Below are 22,320 nucleotides of genomic sequence, written 5' to 3'. Positions count from 1 at the left end.
CACTCGCGTTAGCTTGCGGGCCGTCGTCTTCTAGGACGGAGCTGCCATGACGGACCCGAAGCAATCCTTACCGGACGCGCCCGCGACTCAGGCGGTCGATGCGAACGAGGCACTCGGTGGAAGCACCCGGCGCGAGTTCCTCGTCACGGCCACGGTAGGCAGTGCCTTGCTGGCGGAGGCCTGCCGTCATGCGCCTCCGGTAGAGGATATTCCTCCGGGAGCGCCCCCACCCTCGGAGCTCGAGGTGACGCTCAAGGTCAACGGTCAGGCGCAGACGGTGAAGGTGGACCCGCGCACCAGCCTGCTGGATGCGCTGCGCGAGCGCATGGGGCTCACCGGCACCAAGAAGGGCTGTGACCACGGCCAGTGCGGTGCCTGCACGGTGATGGTGGATGGCCGGCGCGAGCTGAGCTGTCTGACGCTCGCCGTCATGCAGCAGGGCGCGGAGGTGCTGACGGTGGAGGGGCTGGCGAAGGGAGACACGCTGCACCCGCTGCAGCAGGCCTTCCTCGAGAAGGACGCCTTCCAGTGCGGCTACTGCACCCCCGGCCAGCTCATGAGCGCGGTGGGCCTCATGTCCGAGCCCTGCGGGGCGGCGGACGCGGACGTGCGCGAGGCGATGAGCGGCAACCTCTGCCGCTGCAGCGCCTACCCCAACATCATCGCCGCCATCCAGCAGGTGCGGCGGACCCCGAAACTGTAAGCCCAGGGCACGAACATGAATCCCTTCCACTATGTGCAGGCGCAGGAGGTCGACTCCAGCGTCGACCGCGTCAGCCGCGCGCCGGATGCGAGCTTCCTGGCGGGCGGTACGGGCTTGTTGGACCTGATGAAGCTGGGGGTGCAAACCCCCGCCCAGTTGGTGGACGTGCGCAAGCTGCCCCTGGCGAAGATCGAGCAGCTCCCCGACGGTGGGGTGCGGCTGGGCGCCATGGCGCGCAACAGCGAGGTGGCCCACCACCCGCTCATCCTCGAGCGCTATCCGATGCTCTCCCAGGCCTTGCTGGCGGGCGCCTCGGGGCAGATTCGCAACATGGCCACGGTGGGCGGCAACCTGCTGCAGCGCACCCGCTGTCCGTACTTCCGTGACACGGCCACCGCCTGCAACAAGCGCGAGCCCGGCACGGGCTGCTCCGCGCTCGAGGGCATCAACCGTGGACACGCGGTGCTGGGCGGGAGCGAGGCCTGCATCGCCACCCACCCCTCGGACATGTGCGTGCCGCTGGCGGCCCTGGGCGCCACCGTGCGCGTCAAGGGTCCCAAGGGTGAGCGCTCCATCCCCTTCGCGGACTTCCACCTGCTGCCGGGCAAGACGCCGCAGCGGGAGTCGGCGCTGGAGCACGGCGAGCTGGTGCTCTCGGTGGACATTCCGGCCCTGCCGGCCGCGCGCCGCTCGCTCTACATGAAGGCGCGGGACCGGGCCTCGTACGCCTTCGCCCTGGCCTCGGTGGCGGCGGTGCTGGAGGTGGAAGGCGGCCGCATCCGTCAGGCGCGACTGGCGCTCGGCGGCGTGGCCACCAAGCCCTGGCGCGCCCTGGAGGCGGAGAAGCAGCTCTCCGGGCAGGCCCCCACGCCCGAGGTGTTCCTGGCGGCGGCGAAGGCGGCGCTCCAGGGGGCTCAACCCCGTGAGCACAATGGCTTCAAGGTGGAGCTGGCGCAGCGGCTGATCGTCCGTGCCCTGGCGCGGCTGGGAGGTCAATCATGAGCAGCAAGGTCATCGGCAAGCCCGTAGACCGGGTGGACGGCAAGCTGAAGGTCACCGGCAAGGCCCTCTACGCCGCCGAGCACAACCCGCCCGGCATGGTGCATGCCGTCATCGTCCAGAGCACGGTGCCGCGCGGCAGCGTGCTGCGCATGCAGACCTCCGAGGCCGAGAAGTCCCCGGGCGTGCTCGCGGTGCTCACCCCGAAGAACATGCCCAAGCTGGCCGGGCTGGAGCAGTACGCCGGCGTCTCCGTGCTGCCCCGGCTCACGGCGATGCAGGACAGCGAGGTGCTCTTCAACGGCCAGCCCATCGCCCTGGTGGTGGCCGACACCTTCGAGCGCGCCACGCACGCCGCCTCGTTGGTTCGCACCTTCTATATGGACAAGCCCGCGACGCTGGACATGGAGGCGGCGCTAGGGCGCGCGGAGGCAGCCGTGGGGGTCTTCGGCGGCCCGCCTCCCGGGCACACCCGCGGAGACGCGGCGGCGGCGCTCTCCTCGGCCCCCGTGCGTGTGGAGGCCACCTACCGCACGCCCACCGAGCACCACAACCCCATGGAGCCGCACGCCTGCATCGCCTCCTGGGACGAGGCCGGGAGCCTCACCCTGTACGATACGAACCAGGGCGTCTACTTCATGCGCCAGTTCCTCTCGGTGGCCCTGGGGTTGCCGCCGGACAAGCTGCGCGTCATCTCGCCCTACGTGGGCGGAGGGTTCGGGTGCAAGGCGCTGCCCTGGTCCCACGTCATCCTGAGCATCATGGCCGCCAAGGCCGTGGGCAAGCCGGTGAAGCTGGTGCTCACCCGCCGGCAGATGTTCTCCCTGGTGGGCTTCCGGCCGCGGACTCTCCAGAAGGTGGAGCTGGCGGCCAACGCCCAGGGCAAGCTCACCGCTATCCGCCACACGGGCTACTCGGAGACCTCGGAGAAGGACGGCTTCACCGAGACCTTCACCAACGTCACCAACATGCTGTACGCGTGCCCGAACGTGACGACGTCGCAGCAGCTGGTGCGGCTGAACACGGGCACGCCCACCTTCATGCGCGCTCCGGGCGAGGCCACCGGCACCTATGCCTTCGAGAGCGCGCTGGACGAGCTGGCGCACGCGCTGAAGATGGATCCGCTGGAGCTGCGCCGCATCAACCACGCGGACAAGGACCCCGAGCACGGCAAGGAGTGGTCCAGCAAGTCGCTGCTCGAGTGCTACCGCTGGGGCGCCGAGCGCTTCGGTTGGAAGAAGCGCTCGCTGCAGCCGCGCTCGATGAAGGACGGTGACATCCTCATCGGCTGGGGCATGGCTACCGCCACCTTCCCCGCGTTCCGCCAGCAGGCCTCCGCGCTGATGAAGCTGATGGCGGACGGCACGGCGGTGGTGCAGTGCGCCGCGGCTGATCTGGGCACGGGCGCCTACACGGTCTTCACCCAGATGGCGGCCGAGACGCTGGGGCTGGCTCCGGAGAAGATCCGCATGGAGATGGGCGACACGGCGCTGCCGCCCGGCCCGCTCGCGGGAGGTTCTTCCTCGACCGCCACCGTGTCTCCAGCCATCCATGCCGCGGCCAACGACGTGCGCGGCAAGCTGGTGAAGCTCGCCATGGCGGACAAGGCGTCGCCGCTGCACGGGCTGGCCGAGAAGGATGTGCTCGCGGAGGACGGTCGGCTCTTCTCGCGGCAGGACAAGGCGCGGGGTGAGACGTTCGCCCAGTTGCTGGGGCGGCAGAAGCTGCCGCATGTGGAGGGCAAGGGCGACGCGGCGCCTGCTCCGTCCGAGCAGAAGTACTCCGCGCACGCCTTCGGGGCGCACTTCATCGAGGTGCGCGTGGACGAGGCGCTGGGCACGGTGCGCGTCAGCCGCATTGTCACGGCCATGGGGGCCGGTCGCATCCTCAATGCCAAGACGGCGCGCAGCCAGATCAGCGGCGGCGTCATCTTCGGCCTGGGTATGGCGCTCACCGAAGAGACCCTGCGAGATCCCCGGATGGGCCGTGTCATGACGGCGGATCTGGCCGAGTACCACGTGCCGGTGCATGCGGACGTGCCCGACATCGACGTTCACTTCGTCGAGGAGAACGATCCGCACGTCAACCCGCTGGGCATCAAGGGCATCGGCGAGGTTGGCACCACCGGAGTGGCCGCCGCGGTGGCCAACGCTGTCTTCCACGCCACGGGCAAGCGCGTCCGAGACCTGCCCATCACCCTGGACAAGCTGCTGTAGGAGAGCAAGGAGCCTCATGTCTCGCGCGATGCCGGAACTGCGAACCGAGAGGCTCCTGATCAGGCCCTTCGTCCGCGAGGACCTCGACGCCGTCTTCCGTCTCTTCGACGTCGAGCTCGCGGACGCCAACATGGGGAACGAGGGCCCTCAGCGCCGCGAGGGCCGGAAGGCGTGGCTCGAGTGGACCCTGCTGGGCTACGACCAGCAGGCCCACCTGCTGCAGCCTCCGTATGGGGATCGCGCCATCGTCCTCGCGGACACCGGCGCATTCGTGGGGGCCTGCGGCCTGGTGGCCTGCCTCGACGAGTTCGACCGGATCCCCGGCTTGCGTCCCGCGGGCACCCTGCCCACGGGCAGAGCCTCGGCGGAGGTGGGGCTCGACTACGCCATCTCTCCGGCGCACCAGGGGCGCGGCTATGCCTCCGAGGCGGCCCAGGCCCTGGTCGACTACGCCCTGGGAGAGCTGCGCCTGACCCGGATCATCGCCACCACCTCGCGTGACAACGCCGCCTCGATTGGGGTCATGCGGAACCTGGGGATGCGAATCGAGGAGAACCCCTTCCCGGAGCCTCCCTGGCTCCAGGTGGTGGGGTGGCTCGCGGCGCCGGGGTGAGCGCTCAGCGACGCTCGCTCTCGGGCAGCACCCAGCCATCCGCGAGGCTGTGGGGGCCGGTGACCTGACGGAATACGCGCCGCTTCCGCGCTCGGAAGAGGTCCTCATAGAGCCGCAGGAAGAGGTAGGCCCCGAGCTCCAGGCCTTGCTCCACCTGGTAGGCGGCCCGCTGCTCGGCCCGGGCGAGCGGCTCGACCAGCCGGTAGAACCCCTCTGCATGGCCGACATCGAGCAGCTCGTGCGCGGGGTAGTGCGTCAGCTCCTCCGCGCGAAGCCAGCCGCGCTCCACGATCGATCGGCCAATCCGCGCCGAGATGCCGGAGAACAGATCCTCGATGACGCCGAGCGCGGAGAGGGCCGTGGGGATATCGTCGTGCGCGCAGACGCCCAGGAGCGCGGAGTTGAACGCGCGGACCTCCGGCCACTGCGCGCGCCGGTCGAGCTCGGAGGGACTCATGCCCAGCCGCGCGAGCAGCGTGAGGAAGGTGCGCTCGTGGCTGCCGGTGAGCTCTCCGCCTCCGTGCTCGTCATGCACGTTCTCGAGGAGGCTGAGCCGCTGCTCGGCCCGTGGGAGCCGCGCCGCGAGCACCGCCATGGGACGGGAGAAGTAGGCGACGGCGTGGAGGAACTGAATCTGGGTCTCGACGAAGTCCTCCCGCTCGAAGGAGCCGTCACCCAGGGCGCGGAGGTACGGGTTCTCGAGCGGAGCCACACGAACCTTCAGCGCCTGGAGGTAGTCGCGCATGCTTCAAATCTCGGAGGTGGGCAGATGCACCCAGGTGACGGAGGCTGGAAGCAGCGAGAGTCGGAGTGAGTAGACGGTGCAGACCGCTCCTGGAGTGACGCCCTGCGCGGACAGCCAGGAGATGTGGTTCTCCATGCGCTCATCGATGGCGAAGCAGGCACTGCCCTGAAGGCCCCGGCTCACGATGGCCTCGCCACACCGGCGAAGGTAGGCGCCCCACGAGGGCCGCCAGGCCTCGGGTCCCAGCGGCAGGTGGATGAGCGGCCAGGGCTGACCCGAGGAGACGAGGCGCAGGTCCTTGCTCCCGGCCGTCGAGAAGAGTCCTGGTTCTTCGGTGGGAGTCGCGGGGCCCAGCACCGCGCCCTGCGAGCGAGGGGGAGGGGGTGCCTGCTCGAGATCCAGTCGGGCCAGGGCTTCCGGCGCGGCGAAGTAGAGCCGCAGCCGAGCGTTCGAGCTGCCCAGCTTGAAGGGGTGCGCGCCTTGAGCGCTGCGCATCACATCGCCCAGGGAGCCTCGCATCGCCGCGCCATAGAAGAAGCGCGTCTGCCGCAGGTCCCGGTCTTGAATCACATGCCTGAGCCCGACCTGGATGAGCCTGCGTGACAGGCCCTGGCCGCGCTCCTCGGCCGCCACCTTCAGGTCACAGATGTAGAGGGCGCGAGTCGGGCGGCCCCCGACCGAGACGGTCCGCATGACACCGGCGACGGAGCCGATGACGCGATCTCCGCGAAGCGCCAGGAGGAAGCGAGCCTCGCCGAGGTTCGAGAAGAACGGGTGGTAGCGCGGGCCGTGGTCGATGAAGAAGTGATCGGCTCCATCCGAGATGGGATAGCGGATGGACTGTTCCAGGCGCCGAAGCTCCGGCACGTAGGGAGCGATCCCATTCGGGTCGGTGAGGACGAAGCGGACGCGGCTCATCGAGCTTCTACCTTGGTGCCGATCTCGAATCGCTCGTAGAAGAGGCTGCGATCCCGCTCGAGGAAGTCGGCGCTCAGCGCATCGTCGAACGTGAAGGCGGGCTCGAAGAAGCGGCGCAGGTTGCGTTGGTTGTTCAGCTGGCGGAGGAGGATTCGCGCTCCAGGCTTCGCGTCACGGATGAGCCGCTGGGCCCAGGCCGCGACGAGCGCGTCATCGGACCAGTCGAAGATGTTCGAGAGGTGGATGAGCTCGAAGCGACCGAGGTCCGGCACGTCGAGCAGGGTGCCTTCGCGCAGCGTCACCGGCAGCGCCCGCCCCGCGTGGATGTAGGCGGGGGCATCCTCCGGCCGGTAATGGCCGAGGAGCACGTGCTGGAGGAAGGGGTTTCGGGGACCGTCGCTCCGAGTCAGCCCTCGCTCGAAGGCTCGCTGGAAGTAGCCAGGATAGGAGCCTGGCGCGGCGTGCTGGGTCGCGGCGGGGCCGAACATCGCGTGGAGGAAGCCATCGGCGAAGGTGACGGCGAAGGCAGCGGGCCAGTACGGCGAGGCCTGCCAGCATTCGAGCAGGGCGCACCGGGCCTCACGCGGTGTGGCGGGCGTGAAGAACGCCTCGAGCTCTTCGTGCGTCAGCACGAACTCGAGCAGGAAGGCGCGGAGCGTCCGGAAGAGGCCTTCGAAGTCGCCGCACTGATTCAGGCCCGAGCGCGAGGCGTCTCCGACATTGAGTCTGAGCAGCTCGCCTCGCTCGACGGCCGTGGCCTTCTCCCGCACCTGCGCGAGCTGGAGCGGGTTGAAGTCGAAGGCGACCACGTCGAGCTGTGGGAAGGCGTGCTTCAGCGAGAGCGCGGTGCAGCCACCCGAGGCGACCAGCAGCACGGCCCGAGCCTCGGTCGCGCGCACGAGGTGTGCTTCCAGCTCGGGATCTTCTCGGACGACCGCGAACTTGAGTCGGCCCAACCTCCACTCCTCCCAGCGATTTGAAAGAGGCCACGTCATAGCATGGGGGGACGCTCGACGGACGAGGGGAGCGCGTGCCACCATGTGCGCGGGAGTTCCTCCATGCGCGTGGTTTCACTGCCGGCGGAAGCGCTGAACGAGCTACAGCGAATCGACCATCGGCACCTCACCCGGGTGCTGCTCTTCGCGGTGCTCTACCTCGGTGCCGCTGCGGCGGTGACCGTGTTGGCGGAGCAGGGGAGCGGGCTCTGGAGCTGGCTCGCGCGGGTTCCGCTCTACGTGCTCGCGGCGGCCTCGCTGCACGGCATCAGCCTTTTCACCCACGAGGCGGTTCACGGAGCGCTCGCGCGTCACTCGGGTTGGAACCGCGCCCTGGGAGCGATCTGCGCGTGGCCGGTGTTGCAGAACTTCGCGGCGTACAAGGTGCTGCACCTGAAGCACCACGCGGACCTCGGCGGTGGCCACGATCCGGACCACTACACCAACTACACGCCGCGCCCGTGGCTGGTCTTCCTGATGAACTGGGGCCGGCTGCTGCTGGGCTATCCCGCGTACATCACGATGATCCCCATCCTCGGGTGGCGGCAGGGCACGGCGTCCGACCGGAGGTGGATCGCCTTCGAGGTCGCCTCGGCCTACCTGTTCCTGGGGCTGGCGATCGCGTTCTTACCGGGTGCGGCGCTGCTGCACGGCTGGGTCATCCCGATGATCATCATCAACACCCTGGTGAACATCCGGGGGATGAGCCAGCACACCCTGCTGCCCGAGGCGGACCACCCGATTCGGGGCAGCCGTACCATCCTCACCAATCCGGTGACGACCTTCTTCATGTGCAACGAGAACTACCACCTCGAGCACCACCTCTTCCCTCGGGTGCCTTGGTACAACCTGCCGCGCCTGCACGCGCTGCTGAGGGAGGAGCTGATCGCCCAGGGCGCCCCGTTCATCCCCTCGTACTTCGCGTTCGTGCGGCAGTGGGTGGCGCACTCGCTCGGGCGGAGAGCGCCGACGCAGGGCCTGTCGGCGCATGGCTGAGTCGTCGCGGCTCTGGGTACACGAGCGTGCGCAAGGGCTCCTCGCGCTGGTGCTGTTGGGGTGGCTCCTGGTGGGGGCGGGGCCCCTGCACCCGGCGACGCTGATGATCGCGGGCGTGGCGGCCTTCCAGATCGCGGTGGTCACGGCGCTGCGGAACTCCACGTCCACGTTGCTCCAGAAGCTTCGGCTCGCGAGCTCTTACGTCGTGGCGCTGGCGCTATTCAGCGCGCCCAAGTGGGTGGTGCCTGCGCTCGGACTCACAACGCGGGATGACTTGTTGTTGTCGGTGGATCTCGTGCTCTTCAGTGAGACCCCGGCGCTTCGGATGGCTCCGTATGCGCGGCCGTGGCTCACCGAGCTGATGAGCGCGTGTTACCTCTCGTACCACCTCTACTTTCACGGGGCGCTCGCGTACGCGCTGCTGCAGCCTCTGGAGAAGGCCCGGCGTCTGTTCGAGTGGATGTTCACCGCGCTCCCGGCGGGAGTCGCTGGCTACCTGCTGGTGCCCGCGGTGGGGCCGCTCAAGGCCCTGGCGAGGGACTTCACGCAGCCCCTCGTGGGAGGCCCGATCACAGCCTTGAACGACTGGGTCGTGCGCAACGGGAGCGCGGTCTACGACGTCTTCCCCAGCCTGCACGTGCTGATGACGTGCGTGTTGCTCGACCACGACTGGCGGGAGCATCCGCTGCGCTTCAAGCTGATGCTCCCCGTGGCGGCGGGGCTTACTGTGTCGACGGTGTACCTGCGCTACCACTACGCCATCGACCTGATCGCTGGCGGTGTCTGGTTCCTCGCCGTGCGGCTCTGGTGGAACCGGCGTGAACTCGGGTTGTCCTCCAGGTTCGTGCGCTAGGCGCAGCACTCGGCGCACCAGATGCCGCGCCCCTTGCGCTTCCACTCGGCCTCTCCGAAGACGAACGGCGCCAGGGGGTGCTCGGCCCGGGGCATCCGCTCCAGCGGGACGACTCGGTGTACGTGGGCAGGGTCCACGCAAGGGGGCGCGGCCCATTCATGGGGCACGGGCAGGGGAGTGACTCGGGAGCGCAGGTTGGGGCAGAGGAAGACGGGGATGGAGGTGCGTGCCTTCTCGTGCGAGCGGTTGGTGACCCGGTGGGGCGTGGCTTGGAACACGCCCCGTGTCGCCATCTGCATCAGCTCCCCCAGGTTGACGACCAGCGCGTCCGGCCGGGGTTCCACGTCCACCCACTCGCCGGAGGAACTCCGCACCTGGAGCCCGCCCAGCTCGTCTTGCAAGAGCAACGTCAGCCAGGAGAAGTCACAGTGCGACGCGACTCCCGAGCGGGGTGGTGCCTCCGCTCCCGGCTGGGGGAGGTAGTGGATGAGCTTCATCACCAGGTAGGGCTCTTTCGCCAGCTCCTCGGCGAACGGGTTCCCGGTGAGTCCCAGCCCCTGGGCCAGCGCTTCGAGGAGCTGATGCCCCACCGCTTCCACTGCGTGCAGGTAGGTGAGGAAGACGCGCCGCCAGCGCTCGTCACGAGGCCACGGGTTGGGACCCTGGAGCCGGAGGTACGTGGGCTCCGAGTCCAATCCACCGGGCGGCTCCTCTCGGCCCAGGTGCAGCTGCTCGCGCCAGTCCCGGCCGTTGCTCATGCGGCTGTAGCCCCGGAAGTGCTGGGAGTGCGCGATGTCGAGCGCGAGCTTCTCTTCCAGGGGCAGGGCGAAGAAGTCCCGCGCCGCTTGGAGCGCCTCCCGCGAGAGGCCGGAGGGAAGGGGAGGGTGGAGGAGCTGGAAGCAGCCCGTTCCCCGACATGCCTCCACGAGCTGCGTGACGAAGCGCGCCCGCGCCTCCGGGCCTGCCTCCAGGAGCCGCGCATCCAGGATGGGTACGGCAGCCGTGGGCTCGATCATCCTCATGGACGCAGCTGCCGCGAGAGCCAGTCCCGCGCCTCCGCCAGCCTTCGGGGCACTGCTTCCGTCACCGCGCCCTCGCCGTAGAAGTCCGCCCGGAACTTCGCCTCCAGCTTCACCGGGTGGCGCTCTTGCCCGAGCTGCTCGCGGAGCACCGGATCCTCCAAGGGGAAACCCTTCTCATGAAGGATCTCGAAGAGGAGCCAGCTGGCCGCATCCCCGAGCACCGGATCCGTATCGCTCAAGTGCGCGAGCTTCGCGTCCAGCTGCCGCGCGCTCCGCTCGCGTGCTTCCAGTCGCGCCGGTGCTTCGAGCCCATGGGACTTCACCGCCCCCGCGGCCACGTCGAGCAGGGTGCGGTGCCGGCCCCGCGCCGCATCCCAGGTCGAGGCGGGGGTGTAGGGATCCGCCGAGCGGTACACATCCGGGATGTCCAGCCCTCGGGCCAGCAGCTCCTCCCGCACGAGGAAGCGCACGTGGTCCACGTCGTGGAAGAAGTACTCCGCGGGAGAGCACTGCTGCCCGTCGGCGTACAGCGGGCCGGTGAGCAGTCCCAGCGCATGGAGCGGCACGGGCCGCGTCCTCCAGAAGTACCGCCGGTCCAGGGCCGCGAACGTCGGGAACACGATCACCTCGGGCCAGAGGTGCAGCAGGGGCTCCAGCTCCTCTCGGCACTTGGGGACGAAGACGTCGGGAAGCCCTGGATGCTGGGAGCGCACCTGCTGCTCCAGGACCTCGACGGCGGCCAGCGTGAAGCGCAGGAGCTCCGGGTAGGGCGTCCCACTCGACAGCAGCGCCTCAGCGCGGGCCTCGAGCTCGAGCAGGCGTTCCACCTCCGCGCGCATCCGGGGCTCGCGCATGGCGCGCCTCAGGTGGCGCAGGTACCGCCGCATCCGCTCCACCGTGGGCGCCAGCTCGGGGAAGACGAACGATTGCTCCCTCCGCCGAGCGGCCTCGCGGGCCCGGTGGCGCAGACGCGCGTAGACGACCAGCGGCTCGCGCTTGAGCTCCTGGACGAACGGATCCGATGGAGGCACCCAGCAGTCGCCCACCAGCACGTAGCTCGCGGCTTCCAGCAGCTCCAGCTCCCGGGCGAAGGCCGTCTTCCTCCAGGCCGTGCCGCTGCGCACCCAGAGGTTCTCCGGGGACAGGGGAGAGATGACCCGGAAGCACTGGCGCGCGGCGATGCCCTCCTGGATCCAGCGCGCGTTGAGCGCCTCGGACCACTGCTCGTCCGGCACGTCCAGCACGTCGCACCCGGGCCATGGCCCCGTGGACGCGATGTCCGGACGCCGGCCGATCACCTTGAGTCGCATCCGGCTCCCCTCACGCGGGCTCGTCGCACCTCCGGGCCCACGCCTCTCCCAGTCTACAAGGATCCAAGGACAGGCACTTCAGCCCCTTCCCCTGGCAGTGGGCGGGATGCGGTATCCTCTCCCGCGTCCCTCTTGGAGAACGACGATGGCGTCCCGCCTCCGTGTGTCATCCCCGCGGGCCGCTACGCCGTGGCAGGCGCTGCGGCTGTTCGCGGCCCTGCTGCCCCTGCTGTCCACCGCCTGCGTCCTCGACGCGGCGCGCCTGCGCGCGGACTGCGATGCTGGGCTCACCTCCTCCTGCGGCGAGTGGGGCCATCAGCTCCTCGCGGAGGGCGAGAAGCAGCAGGCCGAGAACGCCTTCGCCCGCTCGTGCGAGGGCGGCAACTCCGATGACTGCGTCTACCAGGGCCAGCTCATGATGGAGCGCGGCGAGCTGGACGGCGCCGAGCCCCCGCTGCTCAAGGGCTACGAAGCGGAGAGCGCGGAGGCCACCTGGGCGCTGGCGGAACTCCACCAGTCTCGCGGCAATCTCCAAGACCTGGAGCGGGCCGAGCACTTCCGCTGGGACGCGCCCGCCATCGACAAGCCGGACCGCGAGTTCATGTTCTGGGTTCGCCCGTCGCTCACCAACGACGTCTCCTACGCCGTGGCCTACCATTTCCAGCCCATGGAGTTCTGGTCCCGCCGGATGGCTCTCGGCGTCCATTCCTCCTTCAACGGGCGTGGCATCGATGAGCTCAACGCCGCCGTCAGCTACCAGTACTTCCTCACCCCCGAGCTCGTCCCCTACGGCACCGTGCTCGTGGGCGGCACCTTCCAGAAGCGCACCGTCAATGCCGGCGCTGAACTCGGGATGAAGTTCTGCCTGGGTCCCTATGGACACCTCAACGCCGCGGTCGGCTCCTCGGTGGGCAGCCCCCTTCATGCCTCCATCGGCATTGGCATCAATTCACTGCCAGTCGACCTGCTGCTTTACATCGCGGCACATCTGTAGCGTCCGGCACTCTTTCTTCGGGGGGGTACGCAACTTCGCGAGCAGCCCATGCGAAGATACGGGCACCGTACATTCTCCCACATCATGTGGAGGCGACCATGAGCGACAACAAGATCCACCGCCCCGGCAGGGCTCCGGCCCCGGCCCCGACTTCGACCAAGGGGGGCACCAGCCCCGCGGAGTCGCGCAAGGAGACCGCCTCGGCGAAGAAGACGCCCTCGGGGACGACGAACCGGGTGCAGGACGGCTTCGAGTCCACCTCTCGGGCGAGCACCCGGGGCACGGATGGCTTCGAGGCCACCTCTCGCGCCGCCTCGCAGAACGTGACGAGCGCGCGCGGCACGACGGCCGTGTCCACCGCGACGGCCACCGCGGCGGCGCCGGCCAAGCGCTCCATCACCTTCACCTATGACGCCGGGCCGCACAGGAACCTCACGGACGTGAAGCTCAAGGGCAGCTGGGACGCGAGCGGCAAGTTCAACAGCGACTGGTCGAACGGCTCCATCCCCATGCGCTCGCTGGGCAACGGCAAGTGGGAGGCCACCGTGGAGCTGCAGGACGACGGCCTGCCCCGCAACTGGGAGTGGGGCGTCACCGTGGACGGCCCCGCGGGCGACGACAAGTGGGGGGTGATGGGCGAGGGCAACCTCAAGCTGGACCTGAGCAAGCCCGCGGCGCGCTACGCGCCGACCACGTACCACGACATGGGCTCGCAGAAGCGCGGCGATGACCTGTCCTTCAAGTTCTGGGCGCCGGACGCGCGCGAGGTCCAGGTCAAGGTCACTGACAAGGAGGGCAACGTCCAGCGCATCCCCATGCAGCGGGCGGAGAACGGCGACTGGGCGGCCGAGGTGAAGAACGGCTGGAAGGGCCTGGAGGGCAAGTCCTACGTCTACGAGGTGGTGGACTCCACGGGCGCCAAGAGCGACCGGCCGGACCCGTACGCCCGCGAGATGATGGGCGAGCAGCGCGGCGTGGACCGGCTGTACCTGGACCCGGTGCGCGGCAAGGAGGAGAACCGCTACTTCCCCGGCGCCACCGAGCTGATGCGCTTCACCATCGACGACGAGGAGGACGCCGACAGCGCCTACCTCGTGCTCAAGGACGAGAGCGGTCGGCAGCTCACCCGCGACGAGCTCCTCTCTCGCCTGGGCGAGATGGACTCCTCGCTCATCGACAAGCTGCACGAGCACAAGCACAACGACCTGTGGTCGGAGAACATCGAGGCCGACGGCCGCATCAAGATGACCAACCAGGGCGGGGCGTGGGTATCGCTCGTCAACAACCCCGAGAAGCTGGCGGGCCTGCGCTACGAGTTCCAGGTCTTCGAGAAGGACGGCAAGGGCGGCCTGCAGCTGCGGGACGACACCAACCGTGACGGCAAGTACAGCGACGTGGAGCGCCGGAACTCCTCGCACAATGACGCGTGGAGCAACCTGCTCACGCCCGAGAGCGGCGTGTCCTTCCGTGGCTCGATCATCAGCGACCCGAGCACCTTCGCGTGGAAGAACGACGCCGCGCCGCGCGAGAAGGACCAGAGCAAGTGGGTGGTGTACCAACTGCACGTGGGCAGCTTCCTGGGCGAGGCGAAGAACTCGGACCGTTCGACGCTCGAAGACCTCATGAAGAAGCTCGACTACTTCAAGGAGCTGGGCGTCAACACGCTGGAGCTTCTGCCCACCAACGAGGTGGAGGGCAGCCGCAACTGGGGCTACCTGGGCGTCAACAGCCTGGCCTCGGAGAGCTCGTTCGGCTTCGAGGACGAGAGCGGCAAGTGGGTGAGCGGTACCGAGGCGCTCAAGCGCTTCATCGATGAGGCGCACGGCAAGGGGCTCAACGTCATTTCGGACGTCGTCTACAACCACGTCCACGGCGACCACAACGGCCTGTGGAACCTGGGCGGCCCGAGCAACCCGTACTTCAACTGGTCGAAGGAGCCGGGCAAGTTCGAGCAGCGTGACACGCCGTGGGGCGCGGTGCCCGCGTACCACAACCCCAAGGTGAAGCAGTTGTTCGTGGACCACGCGGTGCAGCAGGTGGCGGAGCTGAAGTTCGACGGCCTGCGCTTCGACTTCACCGAGCCCATCAAGGGCGTGGGCGGCAAGGACGGCTGGGAGATGCTGCGGGAGATCAACCGCCAGGTTCACTTCCTCAACCCGGACGTGTGGACGGTGGCGGAGCAGTTCGACTACGACCCGTCCATCTCGCGGCCAGCGCAGGCGGACGGCACGGGCGGTGGCTTCGACGCGCAGTGGTACACCGAGTACCAGCACCGGCTCATCAACGACAACAGCAAGCCGGGCCTCATCCAGGCGGCCGCGCGCGGGATGAAGACGGACATGGACGCCTTCGTCGACCTGCTCACCGCGCCGCGCGGGCTGGACGAGTGGAAGAAGGCGCTCACCATCATCTCCAACCACGACGAGGTGGGGAACGCCCAGCGCACGATGAACACGGCCGAGGGCGCGAAGCCCACGGACTTCCCGGAGCAGTGGTCGCGCAACGCGGCGCGCTTCGCGGCGGGCATCGGCTTCGCCTCGCCGGGCATCCCGATGTTCTTCCAGGGTGACGAGTTCGGCGCGCAGAACGACTTCCGCTGGGGCAACCCGTCCACGTGGGACAGCGACTGGAGCTGGGAGAAGCAGGGCCAGGACTGGAAGTGGGACAAGGTGACGTTCAACGACGCGCAGAAGAGCACCTACGAGCGGCTCTTCACGCTCTCGCCGCAGGCCCGCGAGAAGGACGGGGCGTACAAGGCGCTGTCGACCGAGGACCGCAAGGTGTTCAACCACCTGGTGGGCCTGGCGCCCGAGCACCGCAAGGAGGCGATGCTGGACATCACCCAGCGCCAGCAGTTCCAGTTCTTCAAGGACGCCATCGCGCTGCGCAACTCGAGCCCGGCCTTCGCCGCCGACGCCGAGGTGAACCGGGTGTACACGCACAACGACAACTCGGTGATGGCCTTCACCCGCAAGTCCGGCAACGAGGAGTTCCTCGTGGTCGGCAGCCTCAACCGGCAGAACCTGGAGGGCTACAACATGCCGCTGCCTCCGGGGAACTGGCAGGAGGTGCTGAACAGCGACGCCGCGGCGTATGGCGGCGGCAACTTCGGCAACTTCGGCGCCACGCTGAACGGCGGCGGCGGGAACACCAAGGTGAACATCCCCTCCGCGGGCTACGTGGTGTTCAAGAAGGTGTCCTGAGACCGGGTTTGAAGCGGATGGGCAGGTGGGTCGGGCCATGAACGTGGAGCGCCTGGCGGGGTTGCCAGGGCTCCTCGCTCACGAGCTCGAAGTCCGCCATCCGCTCCAGGAGCGCCGAGAGGGCGATGCGGGCCTCCAGGCGTGCCAGCGGCGCACCGATGCAGAAGTGGATGCCGTGTCCGAACGCGATGTGCGGGTTGGGATCGCGCGTGATGTCGAACCGGTTCGCGTCCTGGAACTTCCGAGGGTCCCGGTTCGCCGCGCCGATCATCGGCATCACCATCTTGCCCGAGGGGATGAGCTGACCGTGTAGCGGGACCTCCCGCCTCGTCACGCGCCACATCGCCTGTACCGGCGAGCGGTAGCGCAGGACCTCCTCGATCGCCGAGGGGAGGAGCTCAGGCGCCGCCCGAAGGCGGGCGAGCTGGTCCGGGTTGTCGATGAGGCACAGGACCGCGTTGCTGATGAGGTTCGTGCTCGTCTCGTGGCCCGCCACGAGGAGGAGCTGGAAGAAGCCCAGGATCTCCTCTTCGGTCAGCCGCTCGCCATCCACCTCGGCCTCGACGAGGCGGGTCAGGAGGTCGTCCTTCGGCGTGGCCCTCCGCTGCTCAATCAAGCCATGGAGGGAGGCTGCCATCTCGGTCGTCACGGCGCGGAACTCGCGGTGCGCCCGCTCCGCTTCCTCGCCGCCCGAGGTGGTGGAGCTGAGGGTGAGGATCATATCGCTCCAGCGCCTGAAGCGTGGCAGGTCCTCGATGGGAGCGCCGAGCACCTCCGAGATGACCATCAGGGGCAGGGGGACCGAGAAGTCCGCGACCAGGTCCAGCTCGCCCTGCTCGAGCGTCGGGGCCAGCAGTGCGTGCGACAGCTCGCGGATGCGGCTCTCGAGGCCCGCCACGGCCCAGGAGGTGAAGGCTCGCATGATGAGGGCGCGCAGCTTCGTGTGGCGTGGCGGATCGGAGAAGACGAGCCACTGGGAAGTCTGGGCCGTCGGGGGCGCGATGACGGAGCTGAACGATTCATGGTCGTGGAGCACCCGCTTCGCACCCTCGTAGTCGAAGACCATCCACAGGTCCGCGTTCGGCTCGTGAAGCACGGGGGAGTGGCCACGGATCTGGTCGTAGGCGGGGTAGGGATTGCGGCGCGTGTCGTCGGAGAAGAAGTTCATCATCGCTCACAGCCTCCAGGTCTCGGAATCTCGGGGCGTGAGGAAACGCTACGGTGATGGCGAATGGAGCGCTTGAACGAATCTCGGATTGGGGCCGTGCTCAAGGAGGCGTACGCGGTGCGCGCCGCGACCTCGATGGTCTCGACGCCGCACGCCCAGCACGGCGTCGGGCTCCTCGTCGGGCTGGACAGCGACGTGACCGTGGTGGAGCCGGGCCGTGCGCCCGTGCGAGGGCGTGTGCTCGTGGTGCCTCCCCAGCTGTGGCACTCCGCCTCCTGTCCTGGGCCCAGCCTCGGGTTCCTCTATGACCCGCAGGCGGCGCCGCGACTCGCGGACTACTCGCGCGCACCGGGCGGAGCCTTCCCGCTCGAAGGTCGCCTCGCGGCGCGGCTCGGCGCGGCGATGGCCTCGCACCGCGCCTCCCTGTCCCATCCCGAGGTTCTCGATGGGCTCTCGCGCGAGGCCGAGGGCTGGCTCGGCAAGGACTCCTCCCACCGCGAGCTGGACCGGCGCGTCGCGCGCGTCCTCGAGGCCTTGCGCGATCCGAGCGTCGACCGGCGTCTCGTCCTCGCGCACAGTGGCATCTCCCAGGCACACCTGCAGGCGCTGTTCGTCCGGGACGTGGGCCTGCCCATTCGCACCTTCCTGCTCTGGCGCAGGCTCCTCGTCGCGCTGGCGGCCTTCTCGCGCCTGGATGCGACGAGCGCCGCTCACCTCGCGGGGTTCGCTGACCTGGCTCACTTCTCGAGAACCTGTCGCCGCATGCTCGGCTATTCCCCGACAACGCTGCGCGGCAAGCTCCTCCCGGCGTAGACCTCGTGACCGCGCGGGGGAGCGGCGCTACTGTGCCCGCCCTGGAGTTCTGACGGTGGCGCTCTGGCCACCCCACGCCTGCGGACCCTATGCGCGACGTCATCATCCTCGGAGCCGGTCCGGCGGGATTGTCCGCCGCGCTGTGGTGCGATGACCTGGGGCTCGACGCGCTCCTGCTGGAGCGCGGACAGGAGCCGGGTGGACAGCTTCCGTGGGTCCACAACCCCATCGGCAACTACCTCGGGCTGGAGGCCGCCAATGGGAGCGAGCTGCGGGAGAAGTTCACCGCCCAGCTCGCGCGCAAGAACCTCTCCCCTCGGACGGGGGTTGAAGTCGAGCGAGTGGACCTGAAGACCAAACAAGTGCGGCTCGCGAGTGGCGAGGTCTTGGAGGCGCGCAGTCTCATCCTCGCCACGGGCCTGCGCCGCCGCCGTCTGGGGATTCCCGGTGAAGCGGAGCTCATGGGGCACGGCGTGCTGGGGTCCGGTAGGACGGAGCGCTTCTCGGTTGCGGGGGAGTCGGTCTGCGTCGTCGGAGGAGGCGATGCGGCGGTGGAGAATGCCCTCCTGTTCGCCGAGGTCTGTCCCGCGGTCACCCTCATCCATCGGGGCCCTCGACTGACGGCACGCCGGGAGTTCCTGGAGCGCCTCGCGGCCGAGCCCCGGATCCAGGTCTTCACCAAGGCCGTGCTCGAGCGCGTCATCGGGAGCCAGCACGTCGAGGCGGTCGAAGTCCGGCACGGAGAAGCCCGAGAGCTGCTCCGCCTGGCCGTGCGGAATGTCCTCGTCCGCATTGGCTTCGAGCCGAACAGCGAGCTGTTCGCGGGCCAGCTCCGGACGGACTCGCACGGCTACATCGCCGTCAACCTCGAGCAGGAGACGGACGTGGAGAACGTCTTCGCCGTCGGGGATGTGTCCAACCCGCGCGCGCCCACTGTCAGCAGCGCCACGGGGGCGGGAGCGACGGCGGCCAAGGTGATCGCCTCCCGCCTCAACAGCGGCCTCTGAGGGTTACCCCAGCCCTCGGCTACGGAGCGTGCAGCACGCTGGTGACGGACTCGGCCAGGGCGTAATCCACCAGCGTGTTGAGGCGGTACGGCGTCCGCGTCAGGTCCACGCCCGGCGTGTGCATGGCGCCGATGCGCACCACGTAGGACTCGCCTGTCCGGAGCACTCCCGGAGGCACCCGCACCCGTCGCTGCGCCGTGAGGAAGGTGGCCACGGTCTCCGCGAACGTGACGGTGGGCGCGGTGGGCTCGGTGTACAGCCGGAAGATGCGCAGCTCGTACGCGTCCGCGGTGCCTAGCATGGGCGGCTCCCAGGTGAAGAGCGGCGTCAGCGAGGCCAGATCCTGCTCCTCCTGTGCGTTGCGGCCATTCACCTGGAGGCTGTTGGGAGGCGAGAGGCGCGCCTGCACCGGTCGCGAGAGGAAGGTACCCAGCTCCGCCTGGTCCTTCAGCGACACGCCCACCGTGCCCGTTGTCCCCGGCAGCCGCAGCGGCACCTGGTAGCGGTGGACGACGCTCGCCACCACGCCCCACGTGGCCGGGTAGGGGTTGCCGTACTCCATGGGAATGGAGACGTCCTCATTGCCTGCGGTGATGTTGCCGGACAGCAGCTCGCCCGCGTAGCCCACCGCGCCCTCCGCGGTGCCTCCCACCGCTGGCGCGAGGATGAGGCTCTGGCGCACCGAGGACGCGGTCAGGGGGACCGCCAGGGGATGGGCCGCTGCTCGGTGCGCCTCGAAGCTCGAGCGTCGCCAATCGAGCGTGATCGGCTGTGGAGCGACCGCGCTGAACGTGCCACTCACCGTCGCGGCCTGGCCATCCGCGCGGAACGTCACCTCATTGAGAATCAGGGCCCGGACGACGCTCTGGTAGTTGAAGGCACCCTCGGTGCGCCGCAGGTGCTGGAGGAGGTAGAGGCGGTCTCCCTGCGTGCCGTCGATGACCTCCTGGCGCCCGAAGGCCGAGCGGTACTCCACGCGCTGGCCGGTAATGGCCGTGGCTCCCGCGGAGGCCGCGCTGCCCAGATCCAGGGTGCCGGCCGCGCCCGCGTTCGGCGCCACCACCTCGAGATCCTGGCCGGCGTCCATGGGCGCCAGTCCGTCCACGCTCAGGGTGACGGGGATGTCCGCCGCCACCGTGACGACGCCCTCGCGGCCCAGCACGGACTCATCGAGGTCCAGCTCCCGCTGCTCGGTGATGACGTAAGAGCCCGTGCCGCGCCGCAGGTAGTAGGTGCCCTGGGGCACGTTTTCGAACTTGAAGGTGTCGGCGTCCATGGAGATGACCTGCCGCGTCTCGAAGGTGTCGCCCGTCGGTACGAGCACCGTCAGCGTGCTCAGCACGCCCGTGGCATCCGTGGTGCGCACGTCCCCCGACTCCAGGCGGCGGTGGAGGGTGCGATGGCCGGTGACCGCGTTGGGGTCCTCCACGGGCGGAGACGGGGGCGGGTCATCCTCGGGACAGGCGAGGGACAGCAGGCACAGGGGAACGAGCAGGGCGACGAGACGGCCCGGAGCGGACCAGGGGCGGAGGAAGGACATGGACATGACGGGCCGAGCGTAGCCCACCGGCTGGCCTCCCATTCGCCGAGCCCCACTCACCCGGAGGTGGAACGGCGGGTCACATCCGGGTACACCCTGAGTTCTCAGGGAGGAGCACGCCGCCATGAAGCCCATCGTGACGTTGACCATCAACCCGACGATCGATCTGGCCACCGCCGTGGCCGAGGTGACTCCCGAGCACAAGCTCCGGTGTGATGCGGAGCGCCGCGATCCCGGAGGGGGTGGGCTCAACGTGGCGCGCGTCATTCGCGAGCTGGGTGGGGAGTCCCTGGCGCTCTACCCCCGAGGGGGCTCCACGGGAGAGCTGCTCGAGCGGCTGCTGGAGGAGAAGCGGCTGCGGCGCTGGCCCATCTCCATCTCGGGCCACACGCGCGAGAACTTCACGGTGACGGAGAGGAAGAGCGGCCGGGAGTTCCGCTTCGTCATGCCGGGGCCCACGCTCACCGAGGCCGAGTGGAAGACGGTGCTGGACTCACTGTCCACCGTGGCGGCGGACGTCGAGTTCATCGTCGCCAGCGGCAGTCTGGCGCCGGGCGTGCCCGTCGATTTCTATGCCCGGGTGGCGCACATCGCGCGCGAGCAGAACGCGAAGCTGGTGCTGGACACCTCTGGCGAGCCGCTGCGCGCGGCCCTGGAGGAGGGCGTGTTCTTCGCCAAGCCCAACCGCAAGGAATTCCGGGACATGATGGGCCCCCAGGTGGACGAGCCGGCCGGCATGGCCGCGGCCGCCCGGAGCTTCCTGGAGAAGGGGCGCGCCGAGATCCTGGTGGTGTCCATGGGAGCCGACGGCGCCATGCTGACGACGCGCGAGGGGCAATACCGGGCGGTGCCGCCGCCGGTGAAGACGGCGAGCTCGGTGGGCGCGGGTGACAGCTTCGTGGGAGGCATGACGTTCGGACTGGCGCGGGGCCTGCCGCCGCACGAGGCCTTCCGGTGGGGCATCGCCTCCGGCACCGCGGCGCTCATGTCCCAGGGCACGGACCTGTGCAGCCGCCAGGACGTCGAGCACCTCCTGACGCAGGTGCAGCCCACGCGCCTGGCTTGAGGCCCCCTCGTTCCGGAGAACTCCCCATGCGCTCCTTCCTCATCGTGCTCGCCCTGGTGGTGGCCTCGGGGGCTCGCGCGCAGGAGTCGGCTCCACCCGCTCCGGCCGTGCCCCAGACTTCACCGGCGCCACCGTTGATTCGGGCTCCCGATGAGCCGGAGCCGGAGCCAGAGCCGACATCGCCGACCGCGGCGCCCGTTGCCCTGACGGATGTTCCGATCGCTCTCGTGCCCGGGGCGGACGTGCGAATCGAGACCCGGACCGAGCGCTTCTCCGGGCCGCTCGCGGTGCTGGAGCCCGGCGCGCTCTCGCTCCAGTCGGAGCCTCAGCGGGTGGCGAACATCCTCCTGGAGGATGTGCAGCGGCTGTCCGTGCGGAAGCGCGCCGTCCTCCCGAGCGCGCTGGTGGGAGCGGGCACGGGCGGCGTGGCGCTCGCGCTGCTGGCCTCGGTGGCCTGTGTCGCCTCGGAGGATCTGGGCTCGGTGGCCGCGGTCTGTGGACTGGTGGGAGGGGCGGTCGGGACGGCGTTCGGGGCGGCGGCCGGGGCACTGGTGGGGCTCGCGGTGCCGCGATGGTCCACCGTCTACGAGAGGGAGGCGCAGGGGGGACGCTCTCCGCGCCTGGTGGAGGACGAGACGGAGCAGGACTCGGCGCTGGGGTGGCTCTTGCACCCCGGGCCCCTGGGGGAAGCGGGCCTGCAGGTGGGCTACGGGCGGAGGATCGACAGGGACGGGGCCGCGACGGATGCGGGCATGGGGGTTCGGCTCCACCTGCTGGCGCGGTTCGGCCCCTATGTCGCGTTCGGTCCGGAGGCGGCCGTGTACAGCCACGTCGGCACCACGCGCTTCGTCGGGCCGGGAGTTCCGACCTTCGTCCGGGATCAGCCGCTGTTCCAGCTGGGAGGCTTGCTGCGCGTGGGCGCGGAGTTCGGTCGTGTCCGCCCCGCCGCGCTGCTGGGCCTGGCCTGGTACGAGGGCGATTTCAGCCATGTGGCGTACTCCGTGGGCGCCGAGGTGGCGGTGCGCCTCGTGGAGGACTGGCCGCCCCTGGTCGTCGACGGGCGCTACCACGACAACCTGCAACGGCTGGGGGAAGACCCACGCTACCTGTCGCTGGGCGTGGGCTCGCGCGTGGTGTGGTGAGGCGCCAGCCGCTCGGG

Annotated in this window: 19 protein-coding genes; 12 read left to right on the top strand and 7 right to left on the bottom strand. The window is 69.3% G+C overall.

Annotation, left to right across the window (positions count from 1 at the left end):
- The first annotated feature begins 46 nt into the window (after positions 1-46).
- The 4 genes from SYV04_RS04710 to SYV04_RS04695 are packed head-to-tail and all read left to right on the top strand — an operon-like array spanning position 47 to position 4,531.
- Positions 47-703 carry a (2Fe-2S)-binding protein gene (locus SYV04_RS04710; protein WP_321544374.1) on the top strand — a complete coding sequence of 219 codons (657 nt, stop codon included), beginning with the start codon at positions 47-49 and terminating at the stop codon, positions 701-703.
- A 15-nt stretch (positions 704-718) separates the two neighbouring features.
- The gene (locus SYV04_RS04705) at positions 719-1,705 is read left to right on the top strand and encodes an FAD binding domain-containing protein (RefSeq protein ID WP_321544373.1); all 987 of its coding nucleotides are present in this window, start codon (positions 719-721) and stop codon (positions 1,703-1,705) included.
- A complete protein-coding gene (locus SYV04_RS04700; protein WP_321544372.1) occupies positions 1,702-3,918 on the top strand; it encodes a xanthine dehydrogenase family protein molybdopterin-binding subunit in 2,217 nt (738 codons plus the stop codon). Before SYV04_RS04705 ends, SYV04_RS04700 begins: the two co-directional genes overlap by 4 nt.
- A 16-nt stretch (positions 3,919-3,934) precedes the next feature.
- Positions 3,935-4,531 carry a GNAT family N-acetyltransferase gene (locus SYV04_RS04695; protein WP_321544371.1) on the top strand — a complete coding sequence of 199 codons (597 nt, stop codon included), beginning with the start codon at positions 3,935-3,937 and terminating at the stop codon, positions 4,529-4,531.
- Between the two features lie 4 nt (positions 4,532-4,535).
- Here the strand turns inward: SYV04_RS04695 and SYV04_RS04690 are convergent, their stop codons facing one another.
- Genes SYV04_RS04690 through SYV04_RS04680 form a run of 3 tightly spaced genes read right to left on the bottom strand, consistent with a single transcriptional unit; the run spans position 4,536 to position 7,150 of the window.
- On the bottom strand, positions 4,536-5,276 hold the full coding sequence (locus SYV04_RS04690; RefSeq protein WP_321544370.1) for an iron-containing redox enzyme family protein: 741 nt from the start codon (positions 5,274-5,276) through the stop codon (positions 4,536-4,538).
- Between the two features lie 3 nt (positions 5,277-5,279).
- On the bottom strand, positions 5,280-6,194 hold the full coding sequence (locus tag SYV04_RS04685) for a GNAT family N-acetyltransferase (RefSeq protein WP_321544369.1): 915 nt from the start codon (positions 6,192-6,194) through the stop codon (positions 5,280-5,282).
- Positions 6,191-7,150 carry a DUF3419 family protein gene (locus tag SYV04_RS04680; protein ID WP_321544368.1) on the bottom strand — a complete coding sequence of 320 codons (960 nt, stop codon included), beginning with the start codon at positions 7,148-7,150 and terminating at the stop codon, positions 6,191-6,193. Before SYV04_RS04680 ends, SYV04_RS04685 begins: the two co-directional genes overlap by 4 nt.
- A 102-nt stretch (positions 7,151-7,252) precedes the next feature.
- Between SYV04_RS04680 and SYV04_RS04675 the strand changes: the two genes are divergently transcribed.
- Entirely contained in the window at positions 7,253-8,185 is a 933-nt protein-coding gene (locus tag SYV04_RS04675; RefSeq protein WP_321544367.1) for a fatty acid desaturase family protein, read from the top strand.
- Positions 8,178-9,038 (top strand): phosphatase PAP2 family protein, encoded by an 861-nt coding sequence (locus tag SYV04_RS04670; RefSeq protein ID WP_321544366.1) that lies wholly within the window; start codon positions 8,178-8,180, stop codon positions 9,036-9,038. Before SYV04_RS04675 ends, SYV04_RS04670 begins: the two co-directional genes overlap by 8 nt.
- On the opposite strand, the gene SYV04_RS04665 is transcribed toward SYV04_RS04670, so the two are convergent.
- Together SYV04_RS04665 and SYV04_RS04660 are read right to left on the bottom strand one after the other, a co-directional pair.
- Positions 9,035-10,060: an isopenicillin N synthase family dioxygenase gene (locus tag SYV04_RS04665; RefSeq protein WP_321544365.1), complete on the bottom strand. Its 1,026-nt coding sequence runs from the start codon at positions 10,058-10,060 to the stop codon at positions 9,035-9,037. The genes SYV04_RS04670 and SYV04_RS04665 overlap by 4 nt on opposite strands.
- Positions 10,057-11,370, bottom strand: coding sequence for a hypothetical protein (locus tag SYV04_RS04660; RefSeq protein ID WP_321544364.1), 1,314 nt, complete (start codon positions 11,368-11,370; stop codon positions 10,057-10,059). The genes SYV04_RS04665 and SYV04_RS04660 overlap by 4 nt, the downstream gene beginning before the upstream one ends.
- Before the next feature lie 145 nt (positions 11,371-11,515).
- On the opposite strand from SYV04_RS04660, the gene SYV04_RS04655 reads away from it, so the two are divergent.
- Both SYV04_RS04655 and SYV04_RS04650 read left to right on the top strand, forming a co-directional pair.
- The gene (locus SYV04_RS04655) at positions 11,516-12,364 is read left to right on the top strand and encodes a hypothetical protein (RefSeq protein WP_321544363.1); all 849 of its coding nucleotides are present in this window, start codon (positions 11,516-11,518) and stop codon (positions 12,362-12,364) included.
- A gap of 98 nt (positions 12,365-12,462) precedes the next feature.
- Positions 12,463-15,567, top strand: coding sequence for an alpha amylase C-terminal domain-containing protein (locus SYV04_RS04650; RefSeq protein WP_321544362.1), 3,105 nt, complete (start codon positions 12,463-12,465; stop codon positions 15,565-15,567).
- Here the strand turns inward: SYV04_RS04650 and SYV04_RS04645 are convergent.
- Positions 15,551-16,738, bottom strand: coding sequence for a cytochrome P450 (locus SYV04_RS04645; protein WP_321544361.1), 1,188 nt, complete (start codon positions 16,736-16,738; stop codon positions 15,551-15,553). The two genes, SYV04_RS04650 and SYV04_RS04645, sit on opposite strands and share 17 nt — an antisense overlap.
- A gap of 60 nt (positions 16,739-16,798) precedes the next feature.
- On the opposite strand from SYV04_RS04645, the gene SYV04_RS04640 reads away from it, so the two are divergent.
- Together SYV04_RS04640 and SYV04_RS04635 are read left to right on the top strand one after the other, a co-directional pair.
- A complete protein-coding gene (locus SYV04_RS04640) occupies positions 16,799-17,548 on the top strand; it encodes an AraC family transcriptional regulator (protein WP_321544360.1) in 750 nt (249 codons plus the stop codon).
- 89 nt (positions 17,549-17,637) lie between these two features.
- On the top strand, positions 17,638-18,555 hold the full coding sequence (locus SYV04_RS04635) for an NAD(P)/FAD-dependent oxidoreductase (RefSeq protein ID WP_321544359.1): 918 nt from the start codon (positions 17,638-17,640) through the stop codon (positions 18,553-18,555).
- A 19-nt stretch (positions 18,556-18,574) separates the two neighbouring features.
- Here SYV04_RS04635 and SYV04_RS04630 read toward each other — a convergent pair whose 3' ends face one another.
- The gene (locus SYV04_RS04630; protein ID WP_321544358.1) at positions 18,575-20,137 is read right to left on the bottom strand and encodes a hypothetical protein; all 1,563 of its coding nucleotides are present in this window, start codon (positions 20,135-20,137) and stop codon (positions 18,575-18,577) included.
- A gap of 82 nt (positions 20,138-20,219) precedes the next feature.
- Between SYV04_RS04630 and SYV04_RS04625 the strand changes: the two genes are divergently transcribed.
- Positions 20,220-21,161: a 1-phosphofructokinase family hexose kinase gene (locus SYV04_RS04625; protein ID WP_321544357.1), complete on the top strand. Its 942-nt coding sequence runs from the start codon at positions 20,220-20,222 to the stop codon at positions 21,159-21,161.
- 26 nt (positions 21,162-21,187) lie between these two features.
- Complete coding sequence (locus tag SYV04_RS04620) at positions 21,188-22,303, top strand: hypothetical protein (RefSeq protein ID WP_321544356.1); 1,116 nt, start codon at positions 21,188-21,190, stop codon at positions 22,301-22,303.
- The last annotated feature ends 17 nt before the right edge of the window (positions 22,304-22,320 follow it).

The sequence above is a fragment of the Hyalangium ruber genome, from assembly GCF_034259325.1.
GTDB lineage: Bacteria > Myxococcota > Myxococcia > Myxococcales > Myxococcaceae > Hyalangium_A > Hyalangium_A rubrum.
Note: the sequence above shows the minus strand (reverse complement) of the source record. Positions and strands in the feature narration are given on the sequence as shown.

Excerpts from the sequence above, each read along its gene's own strand:
- SYV04_RS04710 (WP_321544374.1), top strand. The coding sequence starts at position 47 with ATGACGGACCCGAAGCAATCCTTACCGGACGCGCCCGCGACTCAGGCG.
- SYV04_RS04705 (WP_321544373.1), top strand. The coding sequence starts at position 719 with ATGAATCCCTTCCACTATGTGCAGGCGCAGGAGGTCGACTCCAGCGTC.
- SYV04_RS04700 (WP_321544372.1), top strand. The coding sequence starts at position 1,702 with ATGAGCAGCAAGGTCATCGGCAAGCCCGTAGACCGGGTGGACGGCAAG.
- SYV04_RS04695 (WP_321544371.1), top strand. The coding sequence starts at position 3,935 with ATGTCTCGCGCGATGCCGGAACTGCGAACCGAGAGGCTCCTGATCAGG.
- SYV04_RS04690 (WP_321544370.1), bottom strand. The coding sequence starts at position 5,276 with ATGCGCGACTACCTCCAGGCGCTGAAGGTTCGTGTGGCTCCGCTCGAG.
- SYV04_RS04685 (WP_321544369.1), bottom strand. The coding sequence starts at position 6,194 with ATGAGCCGCGTCCGCTTCGTCCTCACCGACCCGAATGGGATCGCTCCC.
- SYV04_RS04675 (WP_321544367.1), top strand. The coding sequence starts at position 7,253 with ATGCGCGTGGTTTCACTGCCGGCGGAAGCGCTGAACGAGCTACAGCGA.
- SYV04_RS04670 (WP_321544366.1), top strand. The coding sequence starts at position 8,178 with ATGGCTGAGTCGTCGCGGCTCTGGGTACACGAGCGTGCGCAAGGGCTC.
- SYV04_RS04665 (WP_321544365.1), bottom strand. The coding sequence starts at position 10,060 with ATGAGGATGATCGAGCCCACGGCTGCCGTACCCATCCTGGATGCGCGG.
- SYV04_RS04660 (WP_321544364.1), bottom strand. The coding sequence starts at position 11,370 with ATGCGACTCAAGGTGATCGGCCGGCGTCCGGACATCGCGTCCACGGGG.
- SYV04_RS04655 (WP_321544363.1), top strand. The coding sequence starts at position 11,516 with ATGGCGTCCCGCCTCCGTGTGTCATCCCCGCGGGCCGCTACGCCGTGG.
- SYV04_RS04650 (WP_321544362.1), top strand. The coding sequence starts at position 12,463 with ATGAGCGACAACAAGATCCACCGCCCCGGCAGGGCTCCGGCCCCGGCC.
- SYV04_RS04645 (WP_321544361.1), bottom strand. The coding sequence starts at position 16,738 with ATGATGAACTTCTTCTCCGACGACACGCGCCGCAATCCCTACCCCGCC.
- SYV04_RS04640 (WP_321544360.1), top strand. The coding sequence starts at position 16,799 with ATGGAGCGCTTGAACGAATCTCGGATTGGGGCCGTGCTCAAGGAGGCG.
- SYV04_RS04635 (WP_321544359.1), top strand. The coding sequence starts at position 17,638 with ATGCGCGACGTCATCATCCTCGGAGCCGGTCCGGCGGGATTGTCCGCC.
- SYV04_RS04630 (WP_321544358.1), bottom strand. The coding sequence starts at position 20,137 with ATGGGAGGCCAGCCGGTGGGCTACGCTCGGCCCGTCATGTCCATGTCC.
- SYV04_RS04625 (WP_321544357.1), top strand. The coding sequence starts at position 20,220 with ATGAAGCCCATCGTGACGTTGACCATCAACCCGACGATCGATCTGGCC.
- SYV04_RS04620 (WP_321544356.1), top strand. The coding sequence starts at position 21,188 with ATGCGCTCCTTCCTCATCGTGCTCGCCCTGGTGGTGGCCTCGGGGGCT.